This is a genomic window from Geodermatophilus poikilotrophus (assembly GCF_900111455.1).
In the GTDB taxonomy this organism is placed as follows: domain Bacteria; phylum Actinomycetota; class Actinomycetes; order Mycobacteriales; family Geodermatophilaceae; genus Geodermatophilus; species Geodermatophilus poikilotrophus.
Window position 1 is genome coordinate 103,476 of sequence record NZ_FOIE01000006.1, and the last position, 26,209, is coordinate 129,684.

Sequence of the window (26,209 nt, forward strand, 5' to 3'; positions counted from 1 at the left end):
AGGTCACCGTCATCGAGCTCACCCGTGCCTGACGAGGTGAGGGCGTCGAGGCTGGGAGGGGTCGTGCTGGAGATCGAGGGTGTCCGGCGTGCGTGTCGAGACCGGCGCACATCCCCGATGCGCCGAGGTGGTGGCTCGGGAATCGGCCCGGACGGGGGTGTGCAGACGCCCACGCACGAGGACCTGACCTGAGGGGGGCGGTGGTCCCGCCGGTTCCCCGCTGCCACGACAGGACCCGGTCCCTCTCACGAGGGGCCGGGTCCTGTGCTGTTCGGGGGTGACCCCACCGTGCGCCCGCCGACGCGGGCCGGCCGCGGCGCGCGTGACGAGGCGGGCGTCGACCGGTCCGGGCCGTGGGACCGCCCCTCCCGGGGCGACAGCCGGACCGGCAGGACACGGGGACCCGTCGACACAGGGGGCGGGGCAACCGCTACGGTAATCCCTATGAGTCCGGTCGGGATTGTGCGGTTTGCACTCGTCGTGCGCCGTCACATCGACCTGCTCCGGTGCGCGAGCGCGCTCTGTACGGCCTGACGCCGCCCGAGCCCGCCACCATCCACCCCACCGGAGTCCCCGTCATGACCCTCACCGTCCCCGTCCTGCCTGCCCTGGTGACGTCCACCGCCCCGACGACCCTCGACCTGGAACGCCTCGCGCCCGGGTTCGGCGCCCGCGTCCACGGGGTCGACCTCGCCTCCGCCACCGACGAGCAGGTCCGCGCCATCCGCACCGCGCTCGCCGACCACAAGGTGCTGTTCTTCTCGGGACAGCACGCACTGCACCCCGACAGCCAGATCGCGCTCGGCCGCCGCCTGGGTGACGTCACCGAGTCCCACCCCGTGGTGCCGGGAGTCGACGAGGAGCACCCCGAGATCTACGCGCTCGACAGCGCCTCGGGCGGGTTCGCCGACGTCTGGCACACCGACGTCACCTTCGTCCGCCGGCCGCCGCTGGGCTCGGTGCTGCGCGCCGTCGTCCTCCCGCCCACGGGCGGGGACACCCAGTGGGCGGACCTCCAGCTGGCCTACGAGTCACTCAGCGGGCCGCTGCAGCGCCTGGCCGACCAGCTGGTCGCGGTGCACGACGGCACCCGCGAGTTCGGCTACTACCTGGCCCAGCGCGAGGAGCGGACGAAGTGGGAGGGCGAGCAGTTCCAGGCCCTCGTCCCGATCGAGCACCCGGTGGTGCGGGTACACCCCGAGACGGGCCGCAAGGGCCTGTTCGTCAACCCCGGATTCGTCTCGCACCTGAAGGACGTGTCCGACGCCGAGAGCCGGTACCTGCTCGACCTGTTCTACGCCCACATCACCAAGCCGGAGCACATCGTCCGGCACCGCTGGTCGGTGGGGGACGTCGTGATGTGGGACAACCGGTCGACGGTGCACTACGCGAACCGCGACTACGGTGACCAGCGCCGTGTCATGCACCGCATCACGCTCCGGGGGGACCAGCCGGTCGGTCCGACTGGCGCCTGACCGGGCACGTGCACGACGCTCGTCCCGAGAACTGACCGCACGGCGAGGCGCAGGTCCCCTCCGGGGCCTGCGCTTCGCCGCACGACCCCCCTCCGCCGGCGAGCCCGTGCCCGGCGCCGCAACGAGAGAAGAACCCCATGCTGCGCACCACGATCCGTCCCCGGGCATCCGCGGTGGCGCTGGCCGCCGTCCTCGCCGCGACCGTCACCGGGTGCAGCGCCGAGGAGGGCGCCGACAGCGCGACCGGCGGTGGGGACGGCATCACCGTCCAGGCCGCGCAGTTCAGCTGGACGGCCGCCGGTCTGACGAACTCCATCCTCAGCGAGATCGCCGCCGACCGTCCCGAGCTGGGCGTGGCCACGCTGCAGACGACGCAGCTGGACCCGGCCGCGGCGTGGGCCGGTGCGCAGCGCGGGGACATCGACCTGCTGACCGAGGTCGCCCTCCCCAACCAGCAGGAGCTCGCCGACAGCGCCGCCGAGCGGGTCGAGATGGTCTCGGAGACCTACGGCGATGCCGCGCAGGGCTGGTTCGTGCCCGCTTACGCCGTCGAGCCCGGCGGCCCGCTCGAGGGCCTGACCAGCGTCACCCAGCTCAACGACTACGCCGACCAGCTGGGCGGCAAGTTCTACGACGCCGATCCCGGCTACATCACCACCGAGCAGAACGCCAAGCGGCTCGCGGGCTACGGGATCACGCTGGAGCACGTCGTCTCCAGCGAGGCGGCCGAGCTGGCGCAGCTGGAGAACAGCTACAGCCGCCAGGAGCCGATCGTGCTGTACCTGTACCACCCGCACGCGGTCTTCGCGCAGTACGACATGGTCCAGCTCGAGGAGCCCACGCCCTACACCGAGGGCTGCCTGACCACCGGGAACGGCGCCTGCGCCATGCCCTCGTACAGCGCCAACGTCGCCGCGAGCACGGAGCTGCAGGAGCAGGCTCCCGAGTTCGCCGACCTGCTGGTCGACCTGCGCATCTCGGTGGAGGAGATGGAGCAGATGCAGAAGCAGGTGGACGTCGACGGCGAGGACGTGGGGACCGTCGCCCGGCAGTGGGTCGACGAGCACGCCGCCCAGATCGACGAGTGGGTCGGCTGACCGTGCCCCCGGTGCTGCGCGCCACCGGCCTGACGAAGGTCTTCGGGCCACGCGAGAAGGAGGCACTGCGGCTGGCCGGCGAGGGGGTCCGGCGCGACGAGATCCACCGGCAGACCGGGAGCACGCTCGCCGTCCACGACGTGGGCTTCGCCGTCGAGCGGGGGGAGCTGTTCGTCGTCATGGGGCTGTCGGGGTCCGGCAAGTCGACCCTCGTCCGGCTGCTCAACCGGCTGATCGAGCCCAGCGCCGGCACGGTGGAGGTCGACGGCCAGGACCTGCGGGCGCTCGGTGACGCCGACCTGCGGACGCTGCGCAACCAGAAGGTCAGCATGGTGTTCCAGCACTTCGCGCTCCTCCCGCACCGCACCGTGCGCGAGAACGCGGCCTACGGGCTCAAGGTGCGCGGGGTCGGGGCCGGCGAGCAGCGGGAGCGAGCCGACTGGGCGCTGCGCACAGTGGGGCTGCTCGACCGGGCCGACGCCCGGCCCGAGCAGCTCTCCGGGGGGATGCAGCAGCGCGTGGGCCTGGCCCGCGCGCTCGCCGCGGACTCCGAGGTGCTCCTCATGGACGAGCCGTTCTCCGCGTTGGACCCGCTCATCCGGCGCGACATGCAGGACCTGCTGGTGCGGCTGCAGACCGAGCTGCACAAGACCATCGTCTTCATCACCCACGACCTCAACGAGGCCATGCGGCTGGGCGACCGCATCCTGATGCTCAAGGACGGCCGGACGGTCCAGCTGGGCACCGGGCCGGAGATCATCTCCGCGCCGGCCGACGACTACGTCGCCGACTTCACCTCCGACGTGGACCGGACCCGGGTGCTCACCGCCGGTGACCTGCTGCGCGAGCCGCGGATGACCGCCCAGCTCGGCCAGTCCACCGGGGAGGTGCTGCGCGCGCTCGGCGCCGCGGAGGCCAACGGGGTGTATGTCCTCGACGCCGACCGGCGCATCGCCGGCGTGGCGCGCGACGACCTGCTCGCCCGCGCGGTGCAGGACGGTCGGTCGGCCGTCGGCCCGCGCGAGCTGGTCGCCGACTACACCACGACCACGCCGGACCGCCCACTGGTCGAGTTCGTGCACCTCGTCGGGCGCCACCCGGTGCCGTTGGGGGTCGTGGACGACGACGGTCGGCTGCTGGGCGTGGTGCCACGGGCGGCGGTGCTCGATGCGCTGGCCGTCGTCCCCGCGCGACGGGAGGGCTGACGGTGCCGGACATCCCCCTCGGGCAGTGGGTCTCGGACTTCATCGACTGGCTGCTGGCGACGGTGCCGTGGCTGTTCGACGCGATCTCGGCGGTCATGCAGGTCCTCGTCGACGGCCTGACCGGCGCGCTGGCCACGCCGCCGCCGGTGGTGTGGATCGTCCTGTTCACGCTGGTCGCCCTGCTCATCCGCGGGTGGGGGCTGGCGCTCTACACGGTGCTGGCGTTCCTGCTCGTGGTCTCGCTGGAGCTGTGGGTCGAGACGATGCAGACCCTCGCGCTGGTCCTCGTGGCGGCGGTGATCGCCACGGCGATCGGGGTGCCGATCGGGATCCTGGCGGCCCGCAACCGTGCGCTGAGCGTCGTCGTCCGTCCGGTGCTGGACTCCATGCAGACCACGCCGGTGTTCGTCTACCTCATCCCGGCCGTCTTCTTCTTCGGCGTGGGTGTGGTGCCCGGCGTCGTGGCGACGATCCTGTTCGCCATCCCGCCCGGCGTGCGGCTGACCGAGCTCGGCATCCGGCAGGTCGACCGCGAGGTCGTCGAGGCGGCCCACGCCTTCGGCGCCCGGCCCGGCCAGATCCTGCGGGAGGTCCAGCTCCCGCTCGCGCTGCCGTCGATCATGGCCGGCATCAACCAGGTGATCATGCTGGCGCTGTCGATGGTGGTCACCGCCGGACTCCTCGGCGCCGCCGGCCTCGGTGCGGTCGTGGTGCGGGCGGTGACCCAGCTCGACGTCGCCTCCGGGTTCGAGGGCGGTCTCGCGGTCGTCCTGCTCGCGATCTTCCTCGACCGGCTGACGGCGGCCTTCGGACACCCCACGGCGCTGTCGCGGTTGTTCCGGGCGCGGACGCGCCGGACCGCGCCGTCCGGTGGGACGGCGGAGACGCCTCGCCGGTCCGAGGAGCCCGCGCAGGCCCCCGCCTGACGGCTCCGTCCTCGGTCAGGGGAGCACGCGCCGCACGTCCAGGTCGCCCGGCTCGCCGGGCAGGTCGTCCGCACCGGTACGTCCCGGGTCCCGGGGGCTCGGGAGTGGGCCGCTCGGGGGCGTGTATGGTGGTGTCACCGACGCGGGGTGGAGCAGCTCGGTAGCTCGCTGGGCTCATAACCCAGAGGTCACAGGTTCGAATCCTGTCCCCGCTACTCGCACACGAGGGCCCGGTCACCACGGTGACCGGGCCCTCGTCGTGTTCGGGCGGTTCCGCGCCGCGAGCGGGGTAGGAAACCGGCATGGATCTCACCGTCACCGACGTCCCCCAGGCCGGCCGCTACGAGGCCCGGGCCGGCGACCGCGTGCTCGGCCTGGCCGCCTACCAGCGGCAGGGCGACCGGGTCGTGTTCACCCACACCGAGGTCGACCCGGACGCCGAGGGCGACGGAGTGGGCAGCACGCTGGTCCGCGGTGCCCTGGACGACGTCCGGGCGCACGGGCTGCGGGCGGTGCCGCGCTGCTCCTTCGTCCGCGCCTGGATCGACCGGCACCCCGACTACGCCGACCTGGTCGACACCCCCGCCTGAGACGGCCCCGCCCCGGGGCGGCTCCGTCCAGAGGCTCGCCGCGAGCTCGCGAGCGGGGAGGAGGACGGCGGCCGCCTGCAGGATCCCGCCGCGAGCGCGCGAGCGGTGGGGGGCAGGGGGTCCTCCCTCAGAGCACCTGGTGGCCGTACATCTCGCCGAGCGGGTCGGCGATCAGCTCGATGCGGGCGCCGTCGGGGTCGCGGAAGTAGACCGAGACGCCGCTGTGCACCTCGTGCTCCACCCCGGCCTCGGTCAGCCGCTGCACCAGGTCCTGCCAGCGGTCGGGGTCGACGCTGATCGCCATGTGGTGCAGCCCGCCGAGCACCTCGGCGTACGGGCCGACGTCCAGGCCGGGGAAGTCGAAGAAGGCCAGCAGGTTGCCGTGGCCGATGTCGAAGAAGAAGTGCGAGGAGCCCGGGTAGTCGCGGTTCTCGATCAGCTCGGTGAGCGGGAAGCCGAGCACGTCCTGGTAGAAGCGGACGGTCCGCTCCACGTCGCTGCTGATCAGCGCGGTGTGGTGCAGGCCGCGGGCGGTGGACGACGGCCGCTCCCCGGCAGGCCTGAGGTGCGCCTCCCGGATGCGGGTGCGCTCCTGCTCGATGGCGGTCAGGTCGAGGTCGCTGGCGGTGTCGCTCACGGGGCTCTCCTCGGGGTCGGACGACGGTCGGGACAACCGCTGCGACCAGGATCTCGTTCCCTCGACAGGTCCCGGTCACCCGTGGGTGCGAGGCTGGTGACCATGCGTGTCCTCGTCGCCGGGTGGTTCAGCTTCGACGAGGTGATCGCCACCATCGGCGACGAGCTCGGCGCCGACGTGGTGGCCGGCTGGCTCACCGACCTGGGCGTCGACCACGACGTCGCCTGGGCGCCGTACCTGGAACGCGGTGTGGACTGGCGGGACGTCGACCCGGCCGACTACACCCACCTGGTCTTCGTCAGCGGCCCGCTGGCCGACCGGCCGCTGCTGCGCGAGCTCACCGAGGCCTTCGCCGGTGCGCAGCGCTGGGCGGTCAACGTCTCGGTGGTGCAGGAGTCCGCGCGCGGGCTGTTCGACCGGGTCTGGGAGCGCGACGCCGCCGGCCTGGCCCGTCCCGACCTCGCCGTCGAGGGCCCCGAGCCGGAGGTGCCGGTGCTCGCGGTGGCGTTCACGCCGGTGCAGGGCGAGTACGGCGAGGCCAGCCAGGCCGAGCGGGTCCGCGGCGCCATCGAGGAGTGGCTGGCCGACCGGGCGCTGCCCTGGTTCGAGCTCGACATGGACCTCTTCGAGAAGCCGCACGCGCGCCGTCCGGCCCAGGTGGAGGCGCTGGTCCGGCGGGCCGACGTCGTGGTGAGCATGCGGCTGCACGCGCTGGTGCTCGGCCTCAAGCACGGCCGGCCGGTCGTCGCCTGCGACCCGATCAGCGGAGGCGCCAAGGTGACCAGCCAGGCCACCGCGCTCGACTGGCCACTCGTCGTCCCGGTCGAGGAGCTCACCGCCGAGGCCCTCGATGCCGCTCTGGAGCGCTGCCTGTCCGGTGAGCTGGCCGAGCGGGTGCGTGCGGCGGGGGAGCGGGGCCGTGCCGGCAACGCCCGGGCGCGCGCCTGGTTCGAGGAGCAGCTGGCCGGCTGAGCCCCCCGCTCCCGCGGCGGGATCGCCGATCCCGCCCCCTGTGAGGCCCGTATCCGTGCGAGATCGCCGATCTCGCCGCCCGAGGAGGACCGATGATCGAGCTGCGCACCCCGGGTGAGCTGGACGCCATGCGCGCCGCCGGAGCGGTCGTGGCCGACATGCTGGCCGCCGTCCGCGCCGCCGCGACCCCGGGCGTCAGGCTGACCGAGTTGGACGAGGTGGCCCGGGCCGTCCTGGCCGATGCCGGCGCCACCTCACCGTTCCTCGGCTACGCACCGCTGGCCACCACGCCGCCGTTCCCCGGTGTCGTCTGCCTGTCGGTCAACGACGTCGCGCTGCACGGCATCCCGACACCGGAGGAGCTCCAGGACGGCGACCTGCTCAGCGTCGACGCCGGAGCCACCCTCGACGGCTGGGTGGGCGATGCCGCGATCACCTTCCCGGTGGGCACGCCGCGACCGGAGGACCTCGAGCTCGTCGCGACCACCGAGCGCGCGCTGGCGGCCGGGATCGCCGCGGCCGTCGTCGGCAACCGCGTCGGCGACATCTCGGCGGCGATCGGCGCGGTGGGCCGGGCCGGGGGCTGCGGGATCAACACCGACCAGGGCGGGCACGGTGTGGGCCGCTCGATGCACGAGCCGCCGTCCGTCCCGAACGAGGGCCGCCCCGGCCGCGGGCTGCCGCTGCGCCCCGGCCTGGTGATCGCGATCGAGCCCTGGTTCCTCGCCGGTGGCAGCGACGACTACCGGGTCGCCGCCGACGGCTGGACGCTGTACAGCGCCGACGGCAGCCGCGCGGCGCACGTCGAGCACACCGTCGCGGTCACCGAGGACGGCCCCCGGATCCTCACCGCCCCGCGCTGATCACCACGGGGGCGTCAGAGAGCGCGGGCCGTCTCCAACTTGAGGCCCATCGTGCCGGTGGACCGTGCTCCGGTGGGCCGGGACCCGGACCTTCCGTGGCAGCGCTGCGCCCGGGTGTTGTCCGCGTGGACGTACAGCCGCGCGCGGGACGCCCCCCGCTCCCGCAGCCGCGGACGCGGGCACGGGGGCCGGCGTCGAGCGAGGAGGCCCGGGCCCGCCCTGCCAGAACTCGTCAGGACGGGCCACTGCGTCGTCGTGGGACTCGACGAAGGCCATCGGCGCGGCCTCGTTCGACAAGGGCACCGGGCGGACCGTGTACCCCGTCGTCACCGGTGCTGCCGCCCCGTCACCACTCCGCCGGACCCGGGGTCACCCCAGGGCCTGGTCCAGGTCGGCGATCAGGTCCTCGACGTCCTCGATGCCGACCGAGAGGCGGACCAGGTCGGCCGGCACCTCCAGCGGCGAGCCGGCCGCGCTGGCGTGGGTCATCCGCGCCGGGTGCTCGATCAGCGACTCCACCCCGCCCAGGGACTCCGCGAGGGTGAAGACCTGCGCCCGCTCGCACACCCGCAGCGCGACCTCCTCCCCGCCGGCCAGCCGGAACGAGAGCATCCCGCCGAACCCGGACATCTGCTTGGCGGCGATCTCGTGCCCGGGGTGGTCGGGCAGGCCCGGGTAGCGCACCGAGGCGACGGCGGGGTGGCCGAGCAGGAACTCCGCCACCCGGGCGGCGTTGTCCTGGTGCCGGTCCATCCGGACGCCGAGGGTCTTGATCCCGCGCAGCACCAGCCAGTCGGCCAGCGGGCCGGAGACGGCACCCATCGCGTTCTGCGAGAAGGCCAGCTGCTCGGCGAGCTCCGGGTCGTCCCCGACCACCAGCGCGCCGCCGACGACGTCGGAGTGCCCACCGAGGTACTTCGTCGTCGAGTGGACGACGACGTCGGCGCCCAGGGTCAGCGGCTGCTGCAGGTAGGGCGAGGCGAAGGTGTTGTCGACGACGAGCAGCGCACCGGCGTCGTGGGCGACCTCGGCGGTCAGCGCGATGTCGGCGATGTTGAGCAGCGGGTTGGTCGGCGTCTCGCACCAGACGACCCGCGTGCTGGGCCGGATCGCCGCCCGCAGCGCGTCGGGGTCGTTGAGGTCGGCGGGCGTGTGCTCGACGCCCCAGCGGGAGGCCACCTTGGAGATGAGGCGGAACGTCCCGCCGTAGGCGTCGCCCCCGAGGACGACGTGGCTGCCCGGCTCGCAGAACGTCCGCAGCAGCGTGTCCTCGGCGGCCAGGCCGGAGGCGAACGCCAGCCCGGTGCGGCCCTGTTCGAGGGCGGCCAGCGCCTCCTGCAGCGCCGTGCGGGTGGGGTTGGCGCTGCGGGCGTACTCGTAGCCGCCGCGCAGCCCGCCGACGCCGTCCTGTTTGAAGGTGGTCGCCAGGTGCAGCGGGACGACGACGTCGCCGGTCGCCGGGTCCGGGTCCTGCCCGGCGTGGATGGCGCGGGTGTTGAAGCCGTGCGTGGGGCTCATGACTCGACGGTAGGAGCCGGCCCGGCGAGGTGCCCGAGCACGTCCTGCCTGGTGACGACGCCGGCCGGCTTGCCCTCCTCGTGCACCAGCAGCGCGTCCGCCGTCCCCAGGGCCGCGACCGCGGCGCTGACCGGCTCGCCGGAGCCGATGATCGGCAGCGGCGGGGACATGTGCCGCTCCACCCGGTCGGCGAGGTTGGCCCGCCCGGCGAACAGCGCGTCGAGCAGCGCCTTCTCCTCGACCGACCCGACGACCTCCCCGGCGGTCACCGGGGGCTCGGCACGCACCACCGGCAGCTGGCTGACGCCGTACTCGCGGAGGATGTCGATGGCGTCGCGCACGGTCTCGTTGGGGTGGGTGTGCACCAGCTCCGGCGTCGCCCCGCCCTTGCCGGCGAGCAGCTCGCCGACGGTGCCCTCGGTGGCCTGCTCCAGGAAGCCGTAGTCGGCCATCCAGTCGTCGTTGTAGATCTTGCCGAGGTAGCCGCGGCCGCCGTCGGGCAGCAGCACCACCACGACGTCGTCCCGGGTCAGCCGCTCGGCGGCACGCAGCGCGCCGGCCACCGCCATGCCGCACGAGCCGCCCACCAGCAACCCCTCCTCGCGGGCCAGCCGGCGGGTCATCGCGAAGGAGTCCCCGTCGCTGACGGCGACGATCTCGTCGGCGATGGAGCGGTCGTAGGCGTCGGGCCAGAAGTCCTCGCCCACGCCCTCGACCAGGTAGGGGCGTCCGGTGCCACCGGAGTAGACCGACCCCTCCGGGTCGACGCCGACCACCCGCACCCGCCCGCCGGAGGCCTCCTTGAGGTAGCGGCCGGTGCCGCTGATCGTGCCGCCGGTGCCGACGCCGGTGACGAAGCAGGTCACCCGGCCGTCGGTCTGCTCCCAGATCTCCGGGCCGGTGCTCTCGTAGTGCGACTGCGGGTTGGCCGGGTTGGCGTACTGGTCGGGCTTCCAGCCACCGGGGATCTCGCGGGCCAGCCGGTCGGAGACCGAGTAGTAGGAGCGCGGGTCGGCCGGGTCGACGGCGGTCGGGCAGACGTGCACCTCGGCGCCGTAGGCCTTGAGCACGTCGATCTTCTCCTTGCCCACCTTGTCGGGGCAGACGAAGACGCAGCGGTAGCCGCGCTGCTGCGCGACCAGGGCCAGCCCGATGCCGGTGTTGCCGCTGGTCGGCTCCACGATGGTGCCGCCGGGCCGCAGCGCACCGCTGGCCTCGGCGGCGTCGACCATCCGCACGGCGATCCGGTCCTTCACCGAGCCGCCGGGGTTGAGGTACTCGACCTTGGCCAGCACCAGGGGCGCGTCCGGCCCGAGGTCGCGGGTCACGGACGTCAGCCGGACCAGCGGGGTGTGCCCGACCAGTTCGATGACGTTCTCGACGTACTGCACGCAGACCTCCTCGACCGGCGCCCCGGACGGGCGCTCGGCGCCCCATCCCACCACCGCCGACGACTCCCGCGCCGGGGAGCCGTCCGACCAGCATGACGACGACGGACCTGCGGGTCGACGAGGGGTACGCACCGAGTTGGCCGGGGTCGTCGACGGGTTCCTCGGCTGACCGGATCCCCGGGTGTTGTCGGCGGAGCCGGTCAGCCGGGACGATGCGGCATGACCGAGAGCTTCCCCACCGTGCCGCTCGACGGTGCCCCCGGCATGCCGCTGCTCGGCTTCGGGACCTGGCTGATGAACGGCTCGGAGTGCTACGAGGCCGTCCGCACCGCCCTGGACGCCGGCTACCGGCACCTCGACACCGCGGCGATCTACCGCAACGAGCCCGAGGTCGGGCGGGCGCTGCGCGACTCCGGCGTCGAGCGGGACGAGGTCTTCCTGACGACCAAGCTGCCGCCGCCACGAGCCGACCAGGCCGACCAGGTGCTGGCGGGGTCCCTCGACGCGCTCGGCGTCGACGCGGTCGACCTGTGGCTCGTCCACTGGCCGCCCGGCGGTGCCCGGCCGGACGTCTGGGAGCGCTTCGTCGCCGCCCGCGAGGCCGGCCGCGCCCGGGCGATCGGCGTGAGCAACTACTCGCTGGAGCAGGTCGACGAGCTGACCGGTGCGACCGGCGTGACGCCGCAGGTCAACCAGGTCAGCTGGGCCCCGTCGCTGTACGACCCGGCCGTCGAGGCCGGGCACCGGGAACGCGGCGTCGTCCTGGAGGGCTACAGCCCGTTCAAGAACACCGACCTCGGCGACCCGGTGCTGCGCGAGGTCGCCGACGCGCACGGCGTCACCCCGGCGCAGGTGGTGCTGCGCTGGCACGTCGAGCACGGCGTCGTCGTCATCCCCAAGTCGGCCACCCCGGAGCGGATCCGGGCCAACCTGGCGATCGACGGTTTCTCGCTCACCGACGACGAGGTCGCCCGGATCGACGGCCTGGCGGAGGTCTGAGCCGCGGCGGAGCACGCCGGTGACACGCCGTCCGGCCTTGCCGCCTGCGTCCCCCGCCCCGAGGCTGGGTCGATGAGCCGGCTGAGCAGGGGGTCCTGAGATGACGGCGGTCGACGCCTCGGTCTTCGAGGGCTCCTTCTGGCGCGACCCCTATCCCGCCTACGAGCGGCTGCGCGCCCAGGCGCCGGTGCGCGAGGTGGCGCTGCCGCGGGGCGGCACCACGTGGCTGGTGACCCGGTACGACGACGTGCGGGCGGCCTTCACCGACCCCCGCCTGGTCAAGGACCACCGCGCGACCCTGCCGCCGGAGGTCCGCGCGCAGGCCCCGCGCCTGCCGGGCCCCTTCGGCTCGATGATGATCCTGCTCGACCCGCCGGACCACACCCGGCTGCGCCGGCTGGTCTCCCGGGCCTTCACCGCGCGACGCACCGCCGAGCTGCGCCCCCGCATCGAGGTGCTGGCCGCCGCCCTGCTCGACGCGGTGCCGGAGGCCGAGCCGGTGGACCTGCTGGCCGGCTACGCGGTGCCGTTGCCCATGGCCGTCATCTGCGAGCTGCTCGGGGTGCCCGATCCCGACCGCGACGCCTTCGGCACCTGGTCGCGCGCGCTGGTCGACGACCACGACGACGTGGACCAGCAGCAGGCCACCGCGGGGCTGGCCGAGTACCTGTACGCCCTCGTCGAGACCAAGCGGAGCACCCCGGACGGCGCCCTGATCTCGGCCCTGGTCGAGGTCTCCGACGCCGGTGACCAGCTCAGCACCGAGGAGGTCGTCGCGATGGGCGTGCTGCTGCTCATCGCCGGCCACGAGACCACGGCCAACCTCATCGGCAACGCGGTGCTGGGCGTGGCCACCGACGCCGCGCTGCGCGAGCACCTGCTCGCCGACCCGCAGCGGATCCCCGCGGCGGTCGAGGAGTTCCTGCGCTGGGACGGCCCCGTGCACAACGCCCCCCTGCGCTTCGCCGCCGAGGACGTCGAGTACTCGGGCACCACCATCCCCGCGGGTTCGGTGGTCACGCTCTCCGTGGGCGCGGCCAACCGCGACCCGGGACGCTTCGACCGGCCCGAGCTGCTCGACCCCGACCGCGACGCCGGTGGGCACCTGGCCTTCGGCCACGGGCTGCACTACTGCCTGGGCGCACCCCTGGCGCGTCTGGAGGGGGAGGTGGCCCTGCGCTCGCTGCTCGACCGGTACCCCGACCTGCGCCTGGCCGTGCCCCCGGAGGACCTGCACCACCGGCGCAGCGTCATCGTCCACGCCCTGGAGCAGCTGCCGGTGGTGCTGCGCCCCGCGGCCGCGGGGAGCGCCTCCGCGTAGTTAGCCGGGCGGTGGCGGGCTCCCGAGGGGCGGGACGAGGATGCCGGGGTGACCTCTCCCTCTCCTGTCGGTACCCGCACGCTCGGCCGCGACGGCCTGGTCGTCCCCGCCCTCGGCCTCGGCTGCATGGGCATGAGCCAGATGTACGGCGCGGCCGACCGCGACGAGTCGATCGCGACCGTGCACCGCGCGCTCGACCTCGGCGTCACCTTCCTCGACACGTCCGACGTCTACGGCGACGGGCACAACGAGGAGCTGGTGGGGGAGGCGATCGCCGGACGGCGGGACGAGGTGCAGCTGGCCACCAAGTTCTCGCTCTCGCGCAACGACCGCGGGGGCATGGACATCGACGGCCGCCCGGAGAACGTGCGGGCCCGCGTCGAGGCCAGCCTGCGCCGGCTCCGGGTCGACGTGATCGACCTGTACTACCAGCACCGGGTCGACCCGACGGTGCCGATCGAGGACACCGTCGGCGCGATGGCCGAGCTCGTGCAGCAGGGCAAGGTCCGGTACCTGGGGCTGTCGGAGGCCAGCGCCGCGTCGATCCGCCGCGCCGTCGCCGTCCACCCGATCGCCGCGCTGCAGAGCGAGTGGTCGCTGTGGACCCGCGACCTGGAAGCCGAGGTGCTGGGTGTCGCCCGCGAGCACGGCATCGGCATCGTGCCGTTCAGCCCGCTGGGCCGCGGCTTCCTGACCGGCGCGATCCGCAGCCCGGAGGACTTCGCCGAGGACGACTGGCGCCGCGGCCACCCGCGCTTCACCGGCGAGGCCTTCGCGGCCAACCTCCGGCTGGTCGACGCGGTCCGGGCGCTGGCCGAGGAGAAGGGCTGCACGCCCGGCCAGCTGGCGCTGGCCTGGGTCCTCGCCCAGGGGGACGACGTCGTGCCGATCCCCGGCACCAAGCGGCGCAGCTACCTGGAGGAGAACGTCGCGGCCGCCGCCGTCGAGCTCTCGGACGACGACCTCGCGCGGCTCGGCGACATCGCGCCGCCCGGGGTGGCCCAGGGCGGGCGCTACGTCGACAGCTCTTACGCGTACGGCGACAGCCCGGAGCGCGCGGCGTGACCGTGCCGGCGACGAGGCGGCGGGTGCCCGGCGCCGACGGCGTCGAGGTCGCCGTGCACCGGTGGGGCGCCCCCGGTGACCTGCCGCCGGTCTACCTCCAGCACGGCTTCGTCGCGGACACCCGGCTCAACTGGGTCGGCACCGGGACCGTCGGTGTCCTCCTGTCGGCCGGGCGGGAGGTCGTCGGCGTCGACGCCCGCGGGCACGGGCGGTCGGACAAGCCGCACGACCCCGCCGCCTACGGGGAGCTCCGGATGGCCGACGACCTGCGACGGGTGGCCGACGCACTCGGCCACGACTCCTTCGACCTGGCCGGCTACTCGATGGGCGCGACGGTCGCGATGCTGACCGCAGCCGCCGACCGGAGGGTGCGCCGGCTGGTGGTGGGTGGTGCCGGCGCCGCGTTCGTCGAGCCGGGGGGTGCCGAGCGCCACCGCGTCCTCATGGCCGGGCTGGCCGCCGCGCTGGAGACGGCCGACGTCGCCGACGTGCGCGACCCGGCCACCGTCGCCTTCCGCCGGATGGCCGACGCCCTCGCCGCCGACCGGCACGCCCTGGCCGCGCACGCCCGCGCCGTGCACACCCGCGAGGTGGACCTGGCAGCGATCACCGCGCCCACGCTCGTCCTCGCCGGCGACGCCGATCCGCTGGCGGCCCGCCCGGAGGCGCTCGCCGCGGCCATCCCCGGTGCCCGGGTGACCGTCGTCCCCGGCGACCACTCGACCACGCTCCGGACGCCGGCCTTCGCCACGGCGCTGGCCGACTTCCTCGGGGAGGCGTCGTGACCGACCCGGGCTGCGGGGTGGCGCACGGTGCGCCCGCCGACGAGGCCACCGGCCGGGTGCTGGTCGCGGTCTTCGCCTCGCCGGTGGCCGAGGTGCTGCTGCGCTGGGCACCCGAGCTGGGCTTCCGCGCCCGGCTGCTCGACCCCGACCCCGCACGCGGCGCGGACCTCGGCGGCTTCGCGGAGGTCGACGGCGAGCTCGTCGACGCCGACGTCATCGTGACCGACCACCACCGACCCGAGCTCGGCGAGGTGCTGCGCGACGCGCTGGCCCGGCCGGTGCGCTGGGTCGGCGTCATGGGCAACCCGCGCCACGAGGGACCGCACGTCGCGGCGCTGGCCGTCCTCGGCGTGCCGCCGGAGGAGGTCGCCCGCGTGCACCGGCCGATCGGGCTGGACATCGGCTCGCGGACCCCGGCCGAGATCGCGTTGAGCACGCTCGCCGGGCTGCTGGCCGACCGCAACGGCCGCAGCGGCGGGTTCGCCCACCGCCCGACGTGAGCGGGCTCGCGCGGATGCGCAGGACCCTCGGCCACGGGTCGACAGCGCCGGCGGAGGGGGCGCGTGACGGGCGTCCTGCCCGATGCCGACGACGGCACCAGCGGGTTGGCGGTTGCGCTCGCCCGGGCCGGAGTCGTCCGCGGAACGACCCTCAGGGGAGCTGCGTTGACCCGGTCAGGAGGGCGGAGCCGCCGCCCCGACGACGCGAGGAGGACCCAGGGATGGCGTCGCTGTTCAGCAAGCTGGCACAGTTCGCGAACACGCCGAAGGGCCGGCAGGTCATCGCGCAGGCCACCGACAAGGCGCAGCAGCTGGCCAAGGACCCGAAGACCCGGGCGAAGATCGACGACGCCCGTCGCCGGTTCCAGGGCGGCCGCGGCCGTTAGGTGCAGGGTGGCCTCCCTGCGGGTCCCGCCGCGGGCTTGCCAGTGGCGGGGTGCGGGGAGGTCCTTCTTCAGGCTGCCTGGTCGGGCGGGCGCAGCCGGCCGAGGGCGGCGTCGTGCAGCAGGCCGTTGGTGGCCAGAGCGCTGCCGCCGGCCGGCCCTGGGACGCCGGTGAGGTCGGTGAACGCGCCGCCGGCCTCCCGCACGATGACGTCGAGGGCGGCGAGGTCCCACACCGAGACCTCGGGTTCGCAGGCCACGTCCACCGACCCCTCGGCCAGCAGCACGTAGCTCCAGAAGTCGCCGTAGGCGCGGGTGCGCCACACCGACCGGGTGAGGTCGAGGAAGCCGCCGAGCAGCCCGCGCTCCTCCCAGCCGGCGAGGCTGGAGTACGACAGGCTCGCATCGGCCAGCTCGCCGATGCCCGAGACCGTGCAGCGGGTCGCCGACTCCAGCCGCCGGCCGGTCCAGGCGCCGACGCCCTTGGCCGCCCACCAGCGGCGGTTGAGCGCCGGCGCCGAGACCAGCCCGACGACCGGCTCGTCGCCGTCGAACAGCGCGATGAGGGTGGCCCACACGGGCACGCCCCGTACGAAGTTCTTGGTCCCGTCGATCGGGTCGAGCACCCAGCGCCGCGGGCCGTGGCCGGTCGCGCCCATCTCCTCGCCGAGCACCGCGTCGCGGGTCCGCGCGCGGGCCAGCGTGATGCGCAGCTGCTCCTCCACGGCCCGGTCGGCGTCGGTGACCGGCGTGAGGTCCGGCTTGGTGTCGACCTGGAGGTCCAGCGCACGGAAGCGGTCGAGGCTGATCGAGTCCGCCTGGTCGGCCAGCACGTGCGCCAGGTGCATGTCCCCCGTGTAGTCCCGGCCCGGTGTCATGGGCACCGAACCTAGCGGGCGCTCAGTCGAAGACCGCGGCACTGACCCCGCTGGGTCCCTCGTACTCCCGGTCGTCGATCTTGTTGAGCGCGTCGAGCACGTCCTTGTCGCCGCCGCTCTTGGCGTGCTCGAGGATCTGCTCCTTCGTGGCCGGGTAGTCCATCCCCTTGAGGGCCTTCTGGATGTCGATGGGGCTCACCATGACCCCGGCCTACCCGCGTCCACCGCGGCCGATGCGCGGATACCGTCGGGGAGTGCACGCCGCGACGATCGCCGGGCTGCTCGCCGACCCCACCCGCCTCAAGGTCGTCGCCGCCCTGGCCCTGGGCGCGGACACCATCGAGCAGGTCGCCGAGGTCACCGGGCTGCCGCTCAAGGACGTCGCCCTCGCCGCGCGCCGGCTGGGCCGGGCGGGCCTGGTCCGCCGCGACCGGCACGAGCTGGAGCTGCTGACCGAGCGCTTCGGCGCCGCGGCGCGCGCCGCCGCCGAGGCCGCTCCGCCGCCCGAGCCGCTGTCCGACGACCCCGCCGAGGACGCCGTCCTGTCGGCGTTCGTCCGCGACGGCCGGCTGGTGTCCATCCCGGCGCAGCAGAGCAAGCGGCGCATCGTCCTGGAGCACCTGGTGCGGGTCTTCGACGTCGGCATCCGCTACCCCGAGCGCGAGGTCAACGCGCTGCTGGCGGTCTGGCACCCGGACACCGCCGCGCTGCGCCGCCACCTGGTCGACGAGGGTCTGCTCACCCGCGAGGCCGGCCTCTACTGGCGCAGCGGCGGCTGGGTCGACGTCTGAGGTCCCCGACCCGCCGTCGAGCGGCGGGGCGTCGTGGTCTCCCGACCGCTGGGACGACGGCAGGTCGCCACTCGGTGCTGGGCACCCGGTGCCTGCGCTAGCCGAGCCGGACGGTGCCGTCGGCGTCGACCGACCAGCCCGGGTTGTGCGCGACCTCCCAGACGACGCCGTTGGGGTCGGCCACCAGCGCGTGGAAGACCCCGCCGAAGGCGCCCTCCTCCGGAGCGGTGAGCACCGTGCCCCCGGCCGCCGACATCGCGTCGACGACCGCGCGGACGGCGTCCCGGTCGGCCACGTTGTGCGCCAGCGTCACGCCGGAGACCTCCGGCCGGCCCGGGCCGCGGCCGAGGTCCTGGGCGAACTTCCCCGCCTCGAAGAAGGCCAGCACCGTGCCCGGGGCGATCTGGAAGAAGACGATCTCGCCGGGGACGTCGAGCAGTGGGCGCCAGCCCAGGCCCTCGACGTAGAACCGGCGTGCGGCCTCGAGGTCGGCGGTGGCCAGGGTGGTGACGTGGACCTGCTGTTTCATCGTGACCTCCGTGGTGACCCCCGTGAGCGGCCCTCCTGCAGGGTCCCGCCGCGAGCGCGCGAGTGGCGGGGGCAGGAGGGTCCTTTCAGTAGCCGGGGCCGAGCTGGCCGACGGCCTCCAGCAGCCGCCGCAGGCTCTCCAGCCGCTCCCGGCGGGCGCCTGGGCCGGCGTCGGCCCAGGCGTCCAGTGCGCAGTCGGGGTCCTCGGCGGTGTGCCCGCAGCCGGGCGGGCAGTCGACCGCTGCCTCGGCGACGTCGTCGAAGGCCGCGACGACGTCCTCGGCGGTCACGTGCGCCAGGCCGAACGAGCGGATGCCGGGGGTGTCGATGACGGTGCCGCCGCCGGGCAGGTCCAGCAGCACCGCCGAGGACGACGTGTGCCGGCCCTTGCCGACCTTGCTGACGTCGCCGGTGGCCCGGAAGGCGTCGGGGACGAGCCGGTTGACCAGCGTGGACTTGCCGACGCCGGACTGGCCGACGAGCACGCTCATCCGCCCGTGCAGCCGCTCCAGCAGCGCGTCCAGCGGCGCCTCCCGCGACATCGGGACGGCGTCGACGTCCAGGCCGGCGTAGCGGTCGAGCAGCGGCTGGGGGCTGGCCAGGTCGGTCTTGGTGAGGCAGAGCAGCGGCTCCAGCCCCCCGGCGTAGGCGGCCACCACGCAGCGGTCGAGGAAGCCCAGCGCGGGGTCGGGGTCGGCGACCGCGGTGACGATGACCAGCTGGTCGGCGTTGGCCACCACGACCCGCTCGGTGGGGTCGGTGTCGTCGGCGGTGCGGCGCAGGGACGTCGTCCGGTCCTCGATGACGACGATGCGGGCGAGGGAGTCCGGCCGGCCGCTGGTGTCGCCGACCAGCCGCACCCGGTCGCCGACGACGACGCCGTGCCGGCCGAGCTCGCGGGCACGCATCGCGGTCACCTCGAGCGGAACGCCGTCGGGGCCCTCGATCCGCACCGTCATCCGGCCGCGGTCGACGGCGACCACCAGGCCCGGGACGGCGTCGGAGTGGGTCGGCCGGGTGCGGGTGCGCGGCCGGGAGCCGCGCCGGCTGGGCCGGACCCGGACGTCGTCCTCGTCCGACCGGGCGTCGTGCCTGCGGGGACTCAGGGCAGGGCTCCGGCGGGCGTCGCCAGCATCGCGTTCCACCGGTCCACGAAGTCCGGCAGCGTCTTGCTCACCGCGCCCGGGTCGCGGACCTCGACGCCGTCGACGGCGAGCCCGAGGACGGCCGCGGCGTGCACCATCCGGTGGTCGGCGTAGCTGCCCAGCCGCGCGGCCCGGAGCGGCCCCGGTGCGACGACCAGGCCGTCGGGCAGCTGCTCGACGCGGGCGCCGACGGACGTCAGCACCTCGTCCAGCGCCTGCAGCCGGTCGGTCTCGTGGCCGCGCAGGTGGCCCACGCCGGTCAACCGGGACGTGCCGTCGGCCAGCGCGCAGAGCGCCGCCAGCACCGGCGTCAGCTCACCCACCTCGCCGAGGTCGGCGACCAGCGGGCGGACGGTCCCGCTGCCGGTCACCCGCAGCCCCTCGCCGGTGCGCTCGACGTGCGCCCCCATCGCGCCCAGCAGCGCGTCCAGCCGGCCGCCGGGCTGCGTCGTCTCCGCGGGCCAGTCGCGGACCGTCACCCGCCCCCCGGTGACCAGGGCGGCCGCGAGGAAGGGAGCCGCGTTGGACAGGTCGGGCTCCAGCACCTCGTCCCGCGCGGCGACCGGGCCGGGGGCGACCCGCCAGCCCTGCTCGGTGCGGACGACGTCGACGCCCCGCTCGCGCAGCGACTCGACGGTCATCTCCACGTGCGGCATCGACGGCACCCCGCCGGCGAGGGCGAGGTCGACCCCGCGGTCGAACCGGGCCGCGGCCAGCAGCAGCCCGGAGACGATCTGCGAGGACTCGCTCGCGTCCACGGTGACCGCGCCGCCGCGCACCCGCCCGGTGCCGTGCACGGTGAACGGCGCCCGGCCGCGCCCGCCGTCGTCCACCTGCACGCCGAGGTCCCGCAGTGCGGCGACCAGCCCGGCGTTGGGACGCTCGCGCAGGCGCGGGTCGCCGTCCACCCGCACCGGGCCGTCGGCCAGCGCGGCGACCGGCGGCAGGAACCGCAGCACGGTGCCGGCCAGACCGGCGTCCACCTCGGCCGGGCCGCGCAGCCCGCCGGGGGTGACGACCCAGTCCCCGCCGTCCTCGTCGACCGAGACGCCCAGGGCGCGCAGCGCCGCCGCCATCAGGTCGGTGTCCCGGGCCCGCAGCGGCCGGACCAGCCGGCTCGGGCCGTCGGCGAGCGCGGCCAGGACCAGTGCCCGGGCGGTCAGCGACTTGGACCCGGGCAGGGCCACGACCGCGTCGACCGGGGTCGCGCGGTGCGGCGTCGTCCAGACCTGGCTCATGCGTCCATCCTGCCCGGTCGGCGGCACCGCACCGTGCGCGCTTCAGCCCCCGACCGGCCGGTCGGCCCTCTTCACCGGCACCGTGCGCACCAGGCGCCGGTTGGCGAACTCGAACACCGCCAGCTCGGACAGCTCGCGGCCGTAGCCGGACCGCTTGATCCCGCCGAAGGGCAGTTCGGGGGAGGAGCCGGTGGGCTGGTTGATCCACACCATGCCGGCCTCGAGCCGCTCGGCCACCGCCCGCGCGCGCTCGAGGTCGCTGCTCATGACGGTGGCCCCCAGGCCGAAGTCGCTGTCGTTGGCCAGCGCCACGGCCTCGTCGGCGTCCTTGACCTTGTAGACGACGGCCGCGGGGCCGAACAGCTCCTCGCGGAAGGCGCGCATCTCCGGGGTGACGTCGGTGAGGATGGTGGCCTCCACGAACGCGCCCGGGTGCTCGGGCCGCTTGCCGCCGGCGACCACGGTCGCGCCCTTGTCGATGGCGTCCTGGATCTGCGCGTGCAGGTCCTGCGCCGCCCGCTCCGAGGACAGCGGGGCCAGCGACGTCGACGGGTCGGCCGGGTCGCCGGGGGCGAAGGTCGAGAACGCCTGCTTGAGGCCCTCGACGAAGGGCTCGTAGAGCTCCTCGGTCACGATCAGCCGCTTGGACGCGGTGCACGCCTGGCCGGTGTTCTGCATCCGGCCCATGGTGGCGGCCTTGACGGTGGCACCCAGGTCCTCGGCGTCGAGCACGATGAACGGGTCGCTGCCGCCCAGCTCCAGCACCGACTTCTTCAGGTGCTTCCCGGCCAGGGCGCCGACCGCGCTGCCGGCCCGCTCGCTGCCGGTCAGCGTCACGCCCTGGATGCGCGGGTCGGCGATGACCTGCTCGACGTCGGCGATGCGCAGGAAGGTGTTGGTGAAGACGCCCTCGGGAGCCCCGGCGTCGGTGAACAGCTGCTCGATCGCCACCGCGCACTGCGGGGTGATCTCGGCGTGCTTGAGGATGACCGTGTTGCCCAGCACCAGGTTCGGGCCGGCCACCCGGACCACCTGGTAGAAGGGGTAGTTCCACGGCTCGATGGCCAGCAGGACGCCGATCGGGCGGGTCTCGACGACCGCCTCGCCCTTGCCCATCAGCGGCTGGATCGGCTGGGGCTCGAGGAAGCCGGGGCCGTTGTCGGCGTAGTACTTGAGGATCATCGAGCACAGGTAGAGCTCGCCCGTGGCCTCGTCGTGCCGCTTGCCCATCTCGGTGGTGATCAGCTTCGCGAGGTCCTCGCGGCGCTCGTCCATGAGCTCCGCGGCCCGCCGGACGACGGCGGCGCGGTCCTCGACCGGGCGCTGCTGCCACTCCTGGTAGGCGGCGTGCGCCCGCTCGATGATCCCGTCGATCTCCTCGGTCGGGGTGAAGTCGAACTCCTGCTCCGTCTCGCCGGTGAAGGGGTTGACCGTCGCGTAGCGGCGCTCGCCGGACTCGCTGGCGGTCTTGGGGTGCTCGGTCGGTGGGTTCTGGGTCGCGGTCACGTGCGTGATCCTCGTCTCCCGGGAGTCGGGACGTCGACCCGGCCTGCCCGTCTCCCGCCGCCGGGAACCGTCCCCGGCCCGGCCTACAGTCGCAGGTGACCGCATCAGCCGGCCCCGACCGGGAGGTACCACCGTGTGTGGCCGCTACGCCGCCAGCCGCCGTCCCGAGGACCTCGTCCTGGAGTTCGAGGCGGTCCCGGCCGAGGGGCAGTCCCCGCTGCCGGCCGACTACAACGTCGCCCCGACCAAGGACGTGTACGTCGTCCGCACCAAGCGGGAGCGCGACGCCGAGGGGGCGCCGACCGGTGCCGCGCACCGCGAGCTGCGCGCCGTCCGCTGGGGCCTGGTGCCCTCCTGGGCCAAGGACGCGTCGATCGGCAACCGGATGCTCAACGCCCGCGTCGAGTCGCTGACCGAGAAGCCGGCCTTCCGCCGCGCCGCCCGCTCCCGGCGCTGCCTGGTGCCGGCCGACGGCTGGTACGAGTGGGCGAAGAAGCTCGACGGTCCCGGCAAGCAGCCCTACTACATGACCCCGCGGGACGGCTCGGTGCTCGCCTTCGCCGGACTGTGGGAGGTCTGGGGGGAGGGCGACGACCGGCTGTACACCTGCACGGTCATCACCGAGCCGGCCGTCGGGGCGCTCACCGAGATCCACGACCGGATGCCGCTGGTGCTGCCCCGCGACCGCTGGGCCGACTGGCTGGACCCGGCCCGGGAGGACGTCGCCGAGCTGGCCGCCCCGACCCCGCCGGAGCTGGTGGAGGGCCTGGAGCTGCGGCCGGTGAGCCCGTCGGTCAACAGCGTGAAGCACAACGGCGTCGAGCTGACCGCCCGCGTCGAGTCGGTCGCCGCCCCGGCCGACCAGCCCGCGCTCTTCTGAGGTGGCCGGCACCGAGGAGGCCCTGGCCGAGACCGGGGACCGGAGCCGCTCGGCCGCGCTGCCCGACTGGGTGGCCGCCGTCGTCACCTTCCTGTCCTCCGGCGCCGTGCTGGTGCTCGAGATCGCCGGGCTGCGGCTGATCGCCCCCTACGTCGGGATCACCCTGCAGACCAACACCGCGGTCATCGGCTTCGCGCTCGCAGCGATCGCCGTCGGCGCGTGGACTGGCGGCGCGCTGGCCGACCGCACCGACCCGCGCCGGCTGATCGCGCCGCTGCTGGTGGCCGGAGGTGCACTCGTCGTCGCCGTCCTGCCGCTGGTGCGCTTCGCCGGGTCGGTGCTCACCGGCGCCGACGCCGGCAGCGTGCTGCTGCTGGCCGCCGTCGCCGTCGTCGTCCCCGCCGCGCTGCTGTCGGCGGTGCCGCCCATGGTGGTCAAGCTGCAACTGGCCAGCCTCGCCGAGACCGGCTCGGTGGTCGGCCGGCTGTCGGGCATCGGCACCCTCGGTGGCATCGCGGCCACCTTCCTCACCGGCTTCCTGCTGGTCGCGGTCTTCCCGACCAGCGGCATCCTCGTCGGCACCGGCCTGGTCGCCGTGCTGACGGGGATCACGGTCGGTGTGCTGCTGCGGCGACGGACCGGCGGCGCGGCCGGGCGGGTGCCTGCGGCGCTGCTCCTGCTGGCCGTGGCCGGCTCGCTGCTGGCGGCGGTCGCGCCCAGCCGCTGCCAGGCCGAGACCGCCTACCACTGCGCGCGGGTGGCCGCCGACCCCGAGCGCGACAGCGGCCGGGTGCTGGTGCTGGACACGCTGCGGCACTCCTACGTCGACCTGGCCGACCCGACGCACGTGGAGTTCGACTACGTCCGGGCGATCGCGGCGGTCACCGACGCGATGGCCCCGGCGGGCGAGCCGCTGTCGGCGTTGCACCTCGGCGGCGGCGGGGCGACCGTGCCGCGCTACCTCGCCGAGGTGCGCCCGGGCACGGTCAGCCGCGTGCTCGAGGTGGACCCGGGCGTGGTGGAGATCGACCGCGAGCAGCTGGGGCTGGTCGAGTCCGCCGACCTCGAGGTGCGGGTCGGCGACGCCCGGGTCGGGCTGGCCGAGGAGGACGCGGACACCCGCGACCTCGTCGTCGGCGACGCCTTCGGCGGCCTGTCGGTGCCCTGGCAGCTGACCACCGTGGAGGCCCTGGGGCTGGTCGACCGCGCGCTGACCGACGACGGCGTCTACGTGGCCAACCTCATCGACCACCCGCCGCTGGCCTTCGTCCGCGCCGAGCTGGCCACCATGCGACAGGTCTGGCCGCACGTCCTCCTGCTGGCCCGCGCCCCTGTCCTCGACGGGGAGGACGGCGGCAACCTGGTCGCCGTCGCCTCGCACCGGCCGCCGGAGGAGACGGCGCTGGCCCGGGCGCTGCTCGCCCAGGACTCCACCTGGCAGGTCGCCTCCGCCGAGGAGGTGGCCGTCCTCGCGGGCGACGCGCAGGTGCTCACCGACGACCACGCGCCGGTCGACCAGCTGCTCACCCCGTACGCCGCACCGGCCAGCTGAGGCCCGGGCCGCTCAGGCCCGGGCCGGCCACGCACACCTGCGCCCGCACCCTGGCGGTGGTCACGGAGCCGCGGTGGTGACGCACCCACGATGGACGGCGCGTCGCCACCGCGGGTCCACGATCGTCCGGGGCGTCGGGGGCGTCGACGTTCACCGGCCGATCGCGGAGGTGCGTGCCCGGGTCAGCCGCACCAGGTCCGCCGGCGCCAGCTCCACCTGCAGGCCCCGCCGTCCGGCGCTGACCATCACGGTGGGGAAGGCCAGCGCCGACTCGTCGACGACCGTCGGCAGCGCCTTGCGCTGACCGAGCGGGCTGATGCCGCCGAGGACGTACCCGGTGGTCCGCTCGGCGTCGGCCGGGTCGGCCATCGCCGCCTTCCGGCCCCCGGCGGCCGCGGCGAGCGCCTTGAGGTCCAGGCTGCCGGCGACCGGGACGACCGCGACGGTCAGTGCGCCGTCGACCCGGGCGACCAGCGTCTTGAACACCTGCCGCGGGTCGGCGCCGAGCGCGGCCACCGCCGCCTCGCCGTGCCCCTGGTCGGCGGGGTGCTCGGGGTCGTACGGGTGCAGGGTGTGGGCCACCCGGGCCCGTTCGAGAGCCCGCACCGCCGGGGTCGCCGCCACGGCGCCGCAGCCTAGTTGTGACGACCGCGTCCGCGTCCGCGGCCGTGGGGAATGGGGACCGCGGCCTGCACGGTTGGACCGGGCGTGAGCAGCACCCTCTCCACCAGCGCCCGCCAGCGCCCCGCGCTCCGGCGGCCCCCGGGCCGGCCCGGGGCCGCGCGGCTAGGATCGTCGGAGGTGGTGGCCCGCGTCCGGGCGCCGCAGAGAGGACGGTCGGTGCCTGAGGAGTCCGCGGACCGCACGCCCGAGACCACGACCACCGACGCCGTCGAGGAGACCTCGCCGGTCGAGGTGCCCGAGGCGCGCGAGGGCGGCAGCCGCACGGAGGTCGACGAGACCCGTGCCGAGCGCGACGCCCGCTTCGAGCGCGACGCGCTGCCCTACCTCGACCAGCTCTACCCGGCGGCTCTGCGGATGACCCGCAACCCGGCCGACGCCGAGGACCTGGTGCAGGAGACGTTCGTCAAGGCCTACTCGGCCTTCCACCAGTTCGCCGAGGGCACCAACCTCAAGGCCTGGCTGTACCGGATCCTGACCAACACCTACATCAACAGCTACCGCAAGAAGCAGCGGCAGCCGCAGCAGTACCCCACCGACCAGGTGCAGGACTGGCAGCTGTACGCCGCCGAGGAGCACAGCTCCAGCGGCCTGCGCTCGGCCGAGATCGAGGCGCTGGACCACCTGCCGGACTCCGACATCAAGGAGGCCCTCCAGCAGCTGCCGGAGGACTTCCGCCTGGCGGTCTACCTCGCCGACGTCGAGGGGTTCGCCTACAAGGAGATCGCCGAGATCATGGGCACGCCCATCGGCACGGTGATGTCCCGCCTGCACCGCGGGCGCCGCGGGCTGCAGAAGCTGTTGGCCGACTACGCCCGGGAGCGCGGTTTCGTCCGGGCCGGTGCCGGGGAGGGGGCGAGCCGTTCGTGACCAGCGACCAGCGTCCGGACGCGGAGGAGCCGATCTCGGTCGACTCCTGTGACGACGTCCTGTCCCACGTGTTCGAGTTCCTCGACCACGAGACCGAACCCGCGCGGCGGCAGGTCATCGCCGAGCACCTCGAGGACTGCTCGCCCTGTCTGCGCCAGTTCGGCATCGAACAGGAGTTCAAGGCCCTGGTGCGCCGCCGCTGCGGCGGCGACACCCCGCCCCCGGGGCTGCGGGACCGGATCAGGCTGCAGCTGACCAGCGTCTCCTTCGAGGAGGACGGCACCCAGGTCAGCGTCGAGCGGATCAGCGTGGAGCGCACCCAGGAGCGCCCCGCCACCGCCTGACGGACCCACGTACGCCAGAGGCCCAGAACCCGCCGGGTTCTGGGCCTCTCGCGCACGGCCCCCTGCCGG

The 26,209-nt window shown here is 74.6% G+C and carries 28 protein-coding genes and 1 tRNA gene; 19 read left to right on the top strand and 10 right to left on the bottom strand.

The genetic code is table 11. The features are described 5' to 3' along the window. Positions 1 to 506: 506 nt before the first annotated feature. From BMW27_RS14585 to BMW27_RS14610, 6 genes are all read left to right on the top strand, one after another. Positions 507 to 1,475 carry a TauD/TfdA dioxygenase family protein gene (locus BMW27_RS14585; RefSeq protein ID WP_217638161.1) on the top strand — a complete coding sequence of 323 codons (969 nt, stop codon included), beginning with the start codon at positions 507 to 509 and terminating at the stop codon, positions 1,473 to 1,475. A gap of 137 nt (positions 1,476 to 1,612) precedes the next feature. After that, complete coding sequence (locus tag BMW27_RS14590; protein ID WP_091445335.1) at positions 1,613 to 2,572, top strand: glycine betaine ABC transporter substrate-binding protein; 960 nt, start codon at positions 1,613 to 1,615, stop codon at positions 2,570 to 2,572. Positions 2,573 to 2,583: 11 nt separating this feature from the next. Continuing rightward, positions 2,584 to 3,777 carry a quaternary amine ABC transporter ATP-binding protein gene (locus BMW27_RS14595; protein ID WP_245743597.1) on the top strand — a complete coding sequence of 398 codons (1,194 nt, stop codon included), beginning with the start codon at positions 2,584 to 2,586 and terminating at the stop codon, positions 3,775 to 3,777. 2 nt (positions 3,778 to 3,779) lie between these two features. After that, entirely contained in the window at positions 3,780 to 4,703 is a 924-nt protein-coding gene (locus BMW27_RS14600; RefSeq protein WP_091445337.1) for an ABC transporter permease, read from the top strand. A 141-nt stretch (positions 4,704 to 4,844) separates the two neighbouring features. Then, positions 4,845 to 4,918: transfer RNA gene (locus BMW27_RS14605), tRNA-Met, on the top strand. Between the two features lie 87 nt (positions 4,919 to 5,005). Continuing rightward, on the top strand, positions 5,006 to 5,293 hold the full coding sequence (locus BMW27_RS14610) for a GNAT family N-acetyltransferase (protein ID WP_091445338.1): 288 nt from the start codon (positions 5,006 to 5,008) through the stop codon (positions 5,291 to 5,293). Between the two features lie 127 nt (positions 5,294 to 5,420). Here the strand turns inward: BMW27_RS14610 and BMW27_RS14615 are convergent, their stop codons facing one another. Beyond that, positions 5,421 to 5,930, bottom strand: coding sequence for a VOC family protein (locus BMW27_RS14615; protein ID WP_091445339.1), 510 nt, complete (start codon positions 5,928 to 5,930; stop codon positions 5,421 to 5,423). Positions 5,931 to 6,032: 102 nt separating this feature from the next. Here BMW27_RS14615 and BMW27_RS14620 point away from each other — a divergent pair, with 102 nt between their 5' ends. Continuing rightward, positions 6,033 to 6,902, top strand: a complete 870-nt coding sequence (locus tag BMW27_RS14620) for a polysaccharide pyruvyl transferase family protein (RefSeq protein ID WP_091445752.1) — start codon at positions 6,033 to 6,035, stop codon at positions 6,900 to 6,902. A 92-nt stretch (positions 6,903 to 6,994) separates the two neighbouring features. Continuing rightward, positions 6,995 to 7,765, top strand: a complete 771-nt coding sequence (gene map, locus BMW27_RS14625; RefSeq protein WP_091445341.1) for a type I methionyl aminopeptidase — start codon at positions 6,995 to 6,997, stop codon at positions 7,763 to 7,765. Between the two features lie 369 nt (positions 7,766 to 8,134). On the opposite strand, the gene BMW27_RS14630 is transcribed toward map, so the two are convergent. Both BMW27_RS14630 and BMW27_RS14635 read right to left on the bottom strand, forming a co-directional pair. Beyond that, a complete protein-coding gene (locus BMW27_RS14630) occupies positions 8,135 to 9,283 on the bottom strand; it encodes a cystathionine gamma-synthase (protein ID WP_091445343.1) in 1,149 nt (382 codons plus the stop codon). Beyond that, positions 9,280 to 10,674, bottom strand: a complete 1,395-nt coding sequence (locus tag BMW27_RS14635) for a cystathionine beta-synthase (protein ID WP_091445754.1) — start codon at positions 10,672 to 10,674, stop codon at positions 9,280 to 9,282. Before BMW27_RS14635 ends, BMW27_RS14630 begins: the two co-directional genes overlap by 4 nt. A gap of 219 nt (positions 10,675 to 10,893) precedes the next feature. Between BMW27_RS14635 and BMW27_RS14640 the strand changes: the two genes are divergently transcribed. The 6 genes from BMW27_RS14640 (at position 10,894) to BMW27_RS23465 (ending at position 15,730) form a co-directional block, all read left to right on the top strand. After that, positions 10,894 to 11,673, top strand: a complete 780-nt coding sequence (locus tag BMW27_RS14640) for an aldo/keto reductase (protein WP_091445345.1) — start codon at positions 10,894 to 10,896, stop codon at positions 11,671 to 11,673. 100 nt (positions 11,674 to 11,773) lie between these two features. Continuing rightward, positions 11,774 to 12,994, top strand: coding sequence for a cytochrome P450 family protein (locus BMW27_RS24385; RefSeq protein WP_091445347.1), 1,221 nt, complete (start codon positions 11,774 to 11,776; stop codon positions 12,992 to 12,994). Between the two features lie 48 nt (positions 12,995 to 13,042). Next, complete coding sequence (locus tag BMW27_RS14650) at positions 13,043 to 14,059, top strand: aldo/keto reductase (protein ID WP_091445349.1); 1,017 nt, start codon at positions 13,043 to 13,045, stop codon at positions 14,057 to 14,059. Next, complete coding sequence (locus BMW27_RS14655; RefSeq protein WP_091445351.1) at positions 14,056 to 14,844, top strand: alpha/beta fold hydrolase; 789 nt, start codon at positions 14,056 to 14,058, stop codon at positions 14,842 to 14,844. Before BMW27_RS14650 ends, BMW27_RS14655 begins: the two co-directional genes overlap by 4 nt. Continuing rightward, entirely contained in the window at positions 14,841 to 15,344 is a 504-nt protein-coding gene (locus tag BMW27_RS14660) for an XdhC family protein (protein ID WP_091445352.1), read from the top strand. The genes BMW27_RS14655 and BMW27_RS14660 overlap by 4 nt, the downstream gene beginning before the upstream one ends. 221 nt (positions 15,345 to 15,565) lie before the next feature. After that, on the top strand, positions 15,566 to 15,730 hold the full coding sequence (locus BMW27_RS23465; protein WP_175486520.1) for a hypothetical protein: 165 nt from the start codon (positions 15,566 to 15,568) through the stop codon (positions 15,728 to 15,730). Between the two features lie 68 nt (positions 15,731 to 15,798). Here BMW27_RS23465 and BMW27_RS14665 read toward each other — a convergent pair whose 3' ends face one another. Next, positions 15,799 to 16,605 carry an inositol monophosphatase family protein gene (locus tag BMW27_RS14665; protein WP_091445354.1) on the bottom strand — a complete coding sequence of 269 codons (807 nt, stop codon included), beginning with the start codon at positions 16,603 to 16,605 and terminating at the stop codon, positions 15,799 to 15,801. A 22-nt stretch (positions 16,606 to 16,627) separates the two neighbouring features. Then, positions 16,628 to 16,807: a DUF2795 domain-containing protein gene (locus BMW27_RS14670; RefSeq protein ID WP_091445356.1), complete on the bottom strand. Its 180-nt coding sequence runs from the start codon at positions 16,805 to 16,807 to the stop codon at positions 16,628 to 16,630. A 52-nt stretch (positions 16,808 to 16,859) separates the two neighbouring features. On the opposite strand from BMW27_RS14670, the gene BMW27_RS14675 reads away from it, so the two are divergent. Further along, complete coding sequence (locus BMW27_RS14675) at positions 16,860 to 17,396, top strand: DUF2087 domain-containing protein (protein WP_091445358.1); 537 nt, start codon at positions 16,860 to 16,862, stop codon at positions 17,394 to 17,396. 97 nt (positions 17,397 to 17,493) lie between these two features. Here BMW27_RS14675 and BMW27_RS14680 read toward each other — a convergent pair whose 3' ends face one another. From BMW27_RS14680 to BMW27_RS14695, 4 genes are all read right to left on the bottom strand, one after another. Next, the gene (locus BMW27_RS14680; protein ID WP_091445359.1) at positions 17,494 to 17,925 is read right to left on the bottom strand and encodes a VOC family protein; all 432 of its coding nucleotides are present in this window, start codon (positions 17,923 to 17,925) and stop codon (positions 17,494 to 17,496) included. A gap of 85 nt (positions 17,926 to 18,010) precedes the next feature. Next, entirely contained in the window at positions 18,011 to 19,069 is a 1,059-nt protein-coding gene (rsgA, locus tag BMW27_RS14685; RefSeq protein WP_091445361.1) for a ribosome small subunit-dependent GTPase A, read from the bottom strand. Beyond that, the gene (gene aroA, locus BMW27_RS14690) at positions 19,027 to 20,307 is read right to left on the bottom strand and encodes a 3-phosphoshikimate 1-carboxyvinyltransferase (RefSeq protein WP_091445362.1); all 1,281 of its coding nucleotides are present in this window, start codon (positions 20,305 to 20,307) and stop codon (positions 19,027 to 19,029) included. Before aroA ends, rsgA begins: the two co-directional genes overlap by 43 nt. Before the next feature lie 42 nt (positions 20,308 to 20,349). After that, positions 20,350 to 21,813 carry an NAD-dependent succinate-semialdehyde dehydrogenase gene (locus tag BMW27_RS14695; RefSeq protein ID WP_091445364.1) on the bottom strand — a complete coding sequence of 488 codons (1,464 nt, stop codon included), beginning with the start codon at positions 21,811 to 21,813 and terminating at the stop codon, positions 20,350 to 20,352. Between the two features lie 133 nt (positions 21,814 to 21,946). On the opposite strand from BMW27_RS14695, the gene BMW27_RS14700 reads away from it, so the two are divergent. After that, positions 21,947 to 22,693 carry an SOS response-associated peptidase gene (locus BMW27_RS14700; RefSeq protein WP_091445365.1) on the top strand — a complete coding sequence of 249 codons (747 nt, stop codon included), beginning with the start codon at positions 21,947 to 21,949 and terminating at the stop codon, positions 22,691 to 22,693. A 1-nt stretch (position 22,694) separates the two neighbouring features. After that, positions 22,695 to 24,245, top strand: coding sequence for a fused MFS/spermidine synthase (locus BMW27_RS14705; RefSeq protein ID WP_091445368.1), 1,551 nt, complete (start codon positions 22,695 to 22,697; stop codon positions 24,243 to 24,245). Between the two features lie 150 nt (positions 24,246 to 24,395). Here the strand turns inward: BMW27_RS14705 and ybaK are convergent, their stop codons facing one another. Further along, complete coding sequence (gene ybaK / locus BMW27_RS14710; RefSeq protein ID WP_091445370.1) at positions 24,396 to 24,869, bottom strand: Cys-tRNA(Pro) deacylase; 474 nt, start codon at positions 24,867 to 24,869, stop codon at positions 24,396 to 24,398. Positions 24,870 to 25,085: 216 nt separating this feature from the next. On the opposite strand from ybaK, the gene BMW27_RS14715 reads away from it, so the two are divergent. After that, entirely contained in the window at positions 25,086 to 25,796 is a 711-nt protein-coding gene (locus BMW27_RS14715) for a sigma-70 family RNA polymerase sigma factor (protein WP_281244767.1), read from the top strand. Beyond that, positions 25,793 to 26,140, top strand: coding sequence for a mycothiol system anti-sigma-R factor (gene rsrA / locus BMW27_RS14720; protein WP_091445374.1), 348 nt, complete (start codon positions 25,793 to 25,795; stop codon positions 26,138 to 26,140). Before BMW27_RS14715 ends, rsrA begins: the two co-directional genes overlap by 4 nt. Positions 26,141 to 26,209 lie beyond the last annotated feature (69 nt).

Bases quoted from the DNA above. Each gene is read 5' to 3' on its own strand.
- BMW27_RS14590 (WP_091445335.1), top strand. From the start codon at position 1,613: ATGCTGCGCACCACGATCCGTCCCCGGGCATCCGCGGTGGCGCTGGCC.
- BMW27_RS14610 (WP_091445338.1), top strand. From the start codon at position 5,006: ATGGATCTCACCGTCACCGACGTCCCCCAGGCCGGCCGCTACGAGGCC.
- BMW27_RS14620 (WP_091445752.1), top strand. From the start codon at position 6,033: ATGCGTGTCCTCGTCGCCGGGTGGTTCAGCTTCGACGAGGTGATCGCC.
- map (WP_091445341.1), top strand. From the start codon at position 6,995: ATGATCGAGCTGCGCACCCCGGGTGAGCTGGACGCCATGCGCGCCGCC.
- BMW27_RS14630 (WP_091445343.1), bottom strand. From the start codon at position 9,283: ATGAGCCCCACGCACGGCTTCAACACCCGCGCCATCCACGCCGGGCAG.
- BMW27_RS14640 (WP_091445345.1), top strand. From the start codon at position 10,894: ATGACCGAGAGCTTCCCCACCGTGCCGCTCGACGGTGCCCCCGGCATG.
- BMW27_RS24385 (WP_091445347.1), top strand. From the start codon at position 11,774: ATGACGGCGGTCGACGCCTCGGTCTTCGAGGGCTCCTTCTGGCGCGAC.
- BMW27_RS23465 (WP_175486520.1), top strand. From the start codon at position 15,566: ATGGCGTCGCTGTTCAGCAAGCTGGCACAGTTCGCGAACACGCCGAAG.
- BMW27_RS14665 (WP_091445354.1), bottom strand. From the start codon at position 16,605: ATGACACCGGGCCGGGACTACACGGGGGACATGCACCTGGCGCACGTG.
- BMW27_RS14670 (WP_091445356.1), bottom strand. From the start codon at position 16,807: ATGGTGAGCCCCATCGACATCCAGAAGGCCCTCAAGGGGATGGACTAC.
- BMW27_RS14680 (WP_091445359.1), bottom strand. From the start codon at position 17,925: ATGAAACAGCAGGTCCACGTCACCACCCTGGCCACCGCCGACCTCGAG.
- aroA (WP_091445362.1), bottom strand. From the start codon at position 20,307: ATGAGCCAGGTCTGGACGACGCCGCACCGCGCGACCCCGGTCGACGCG.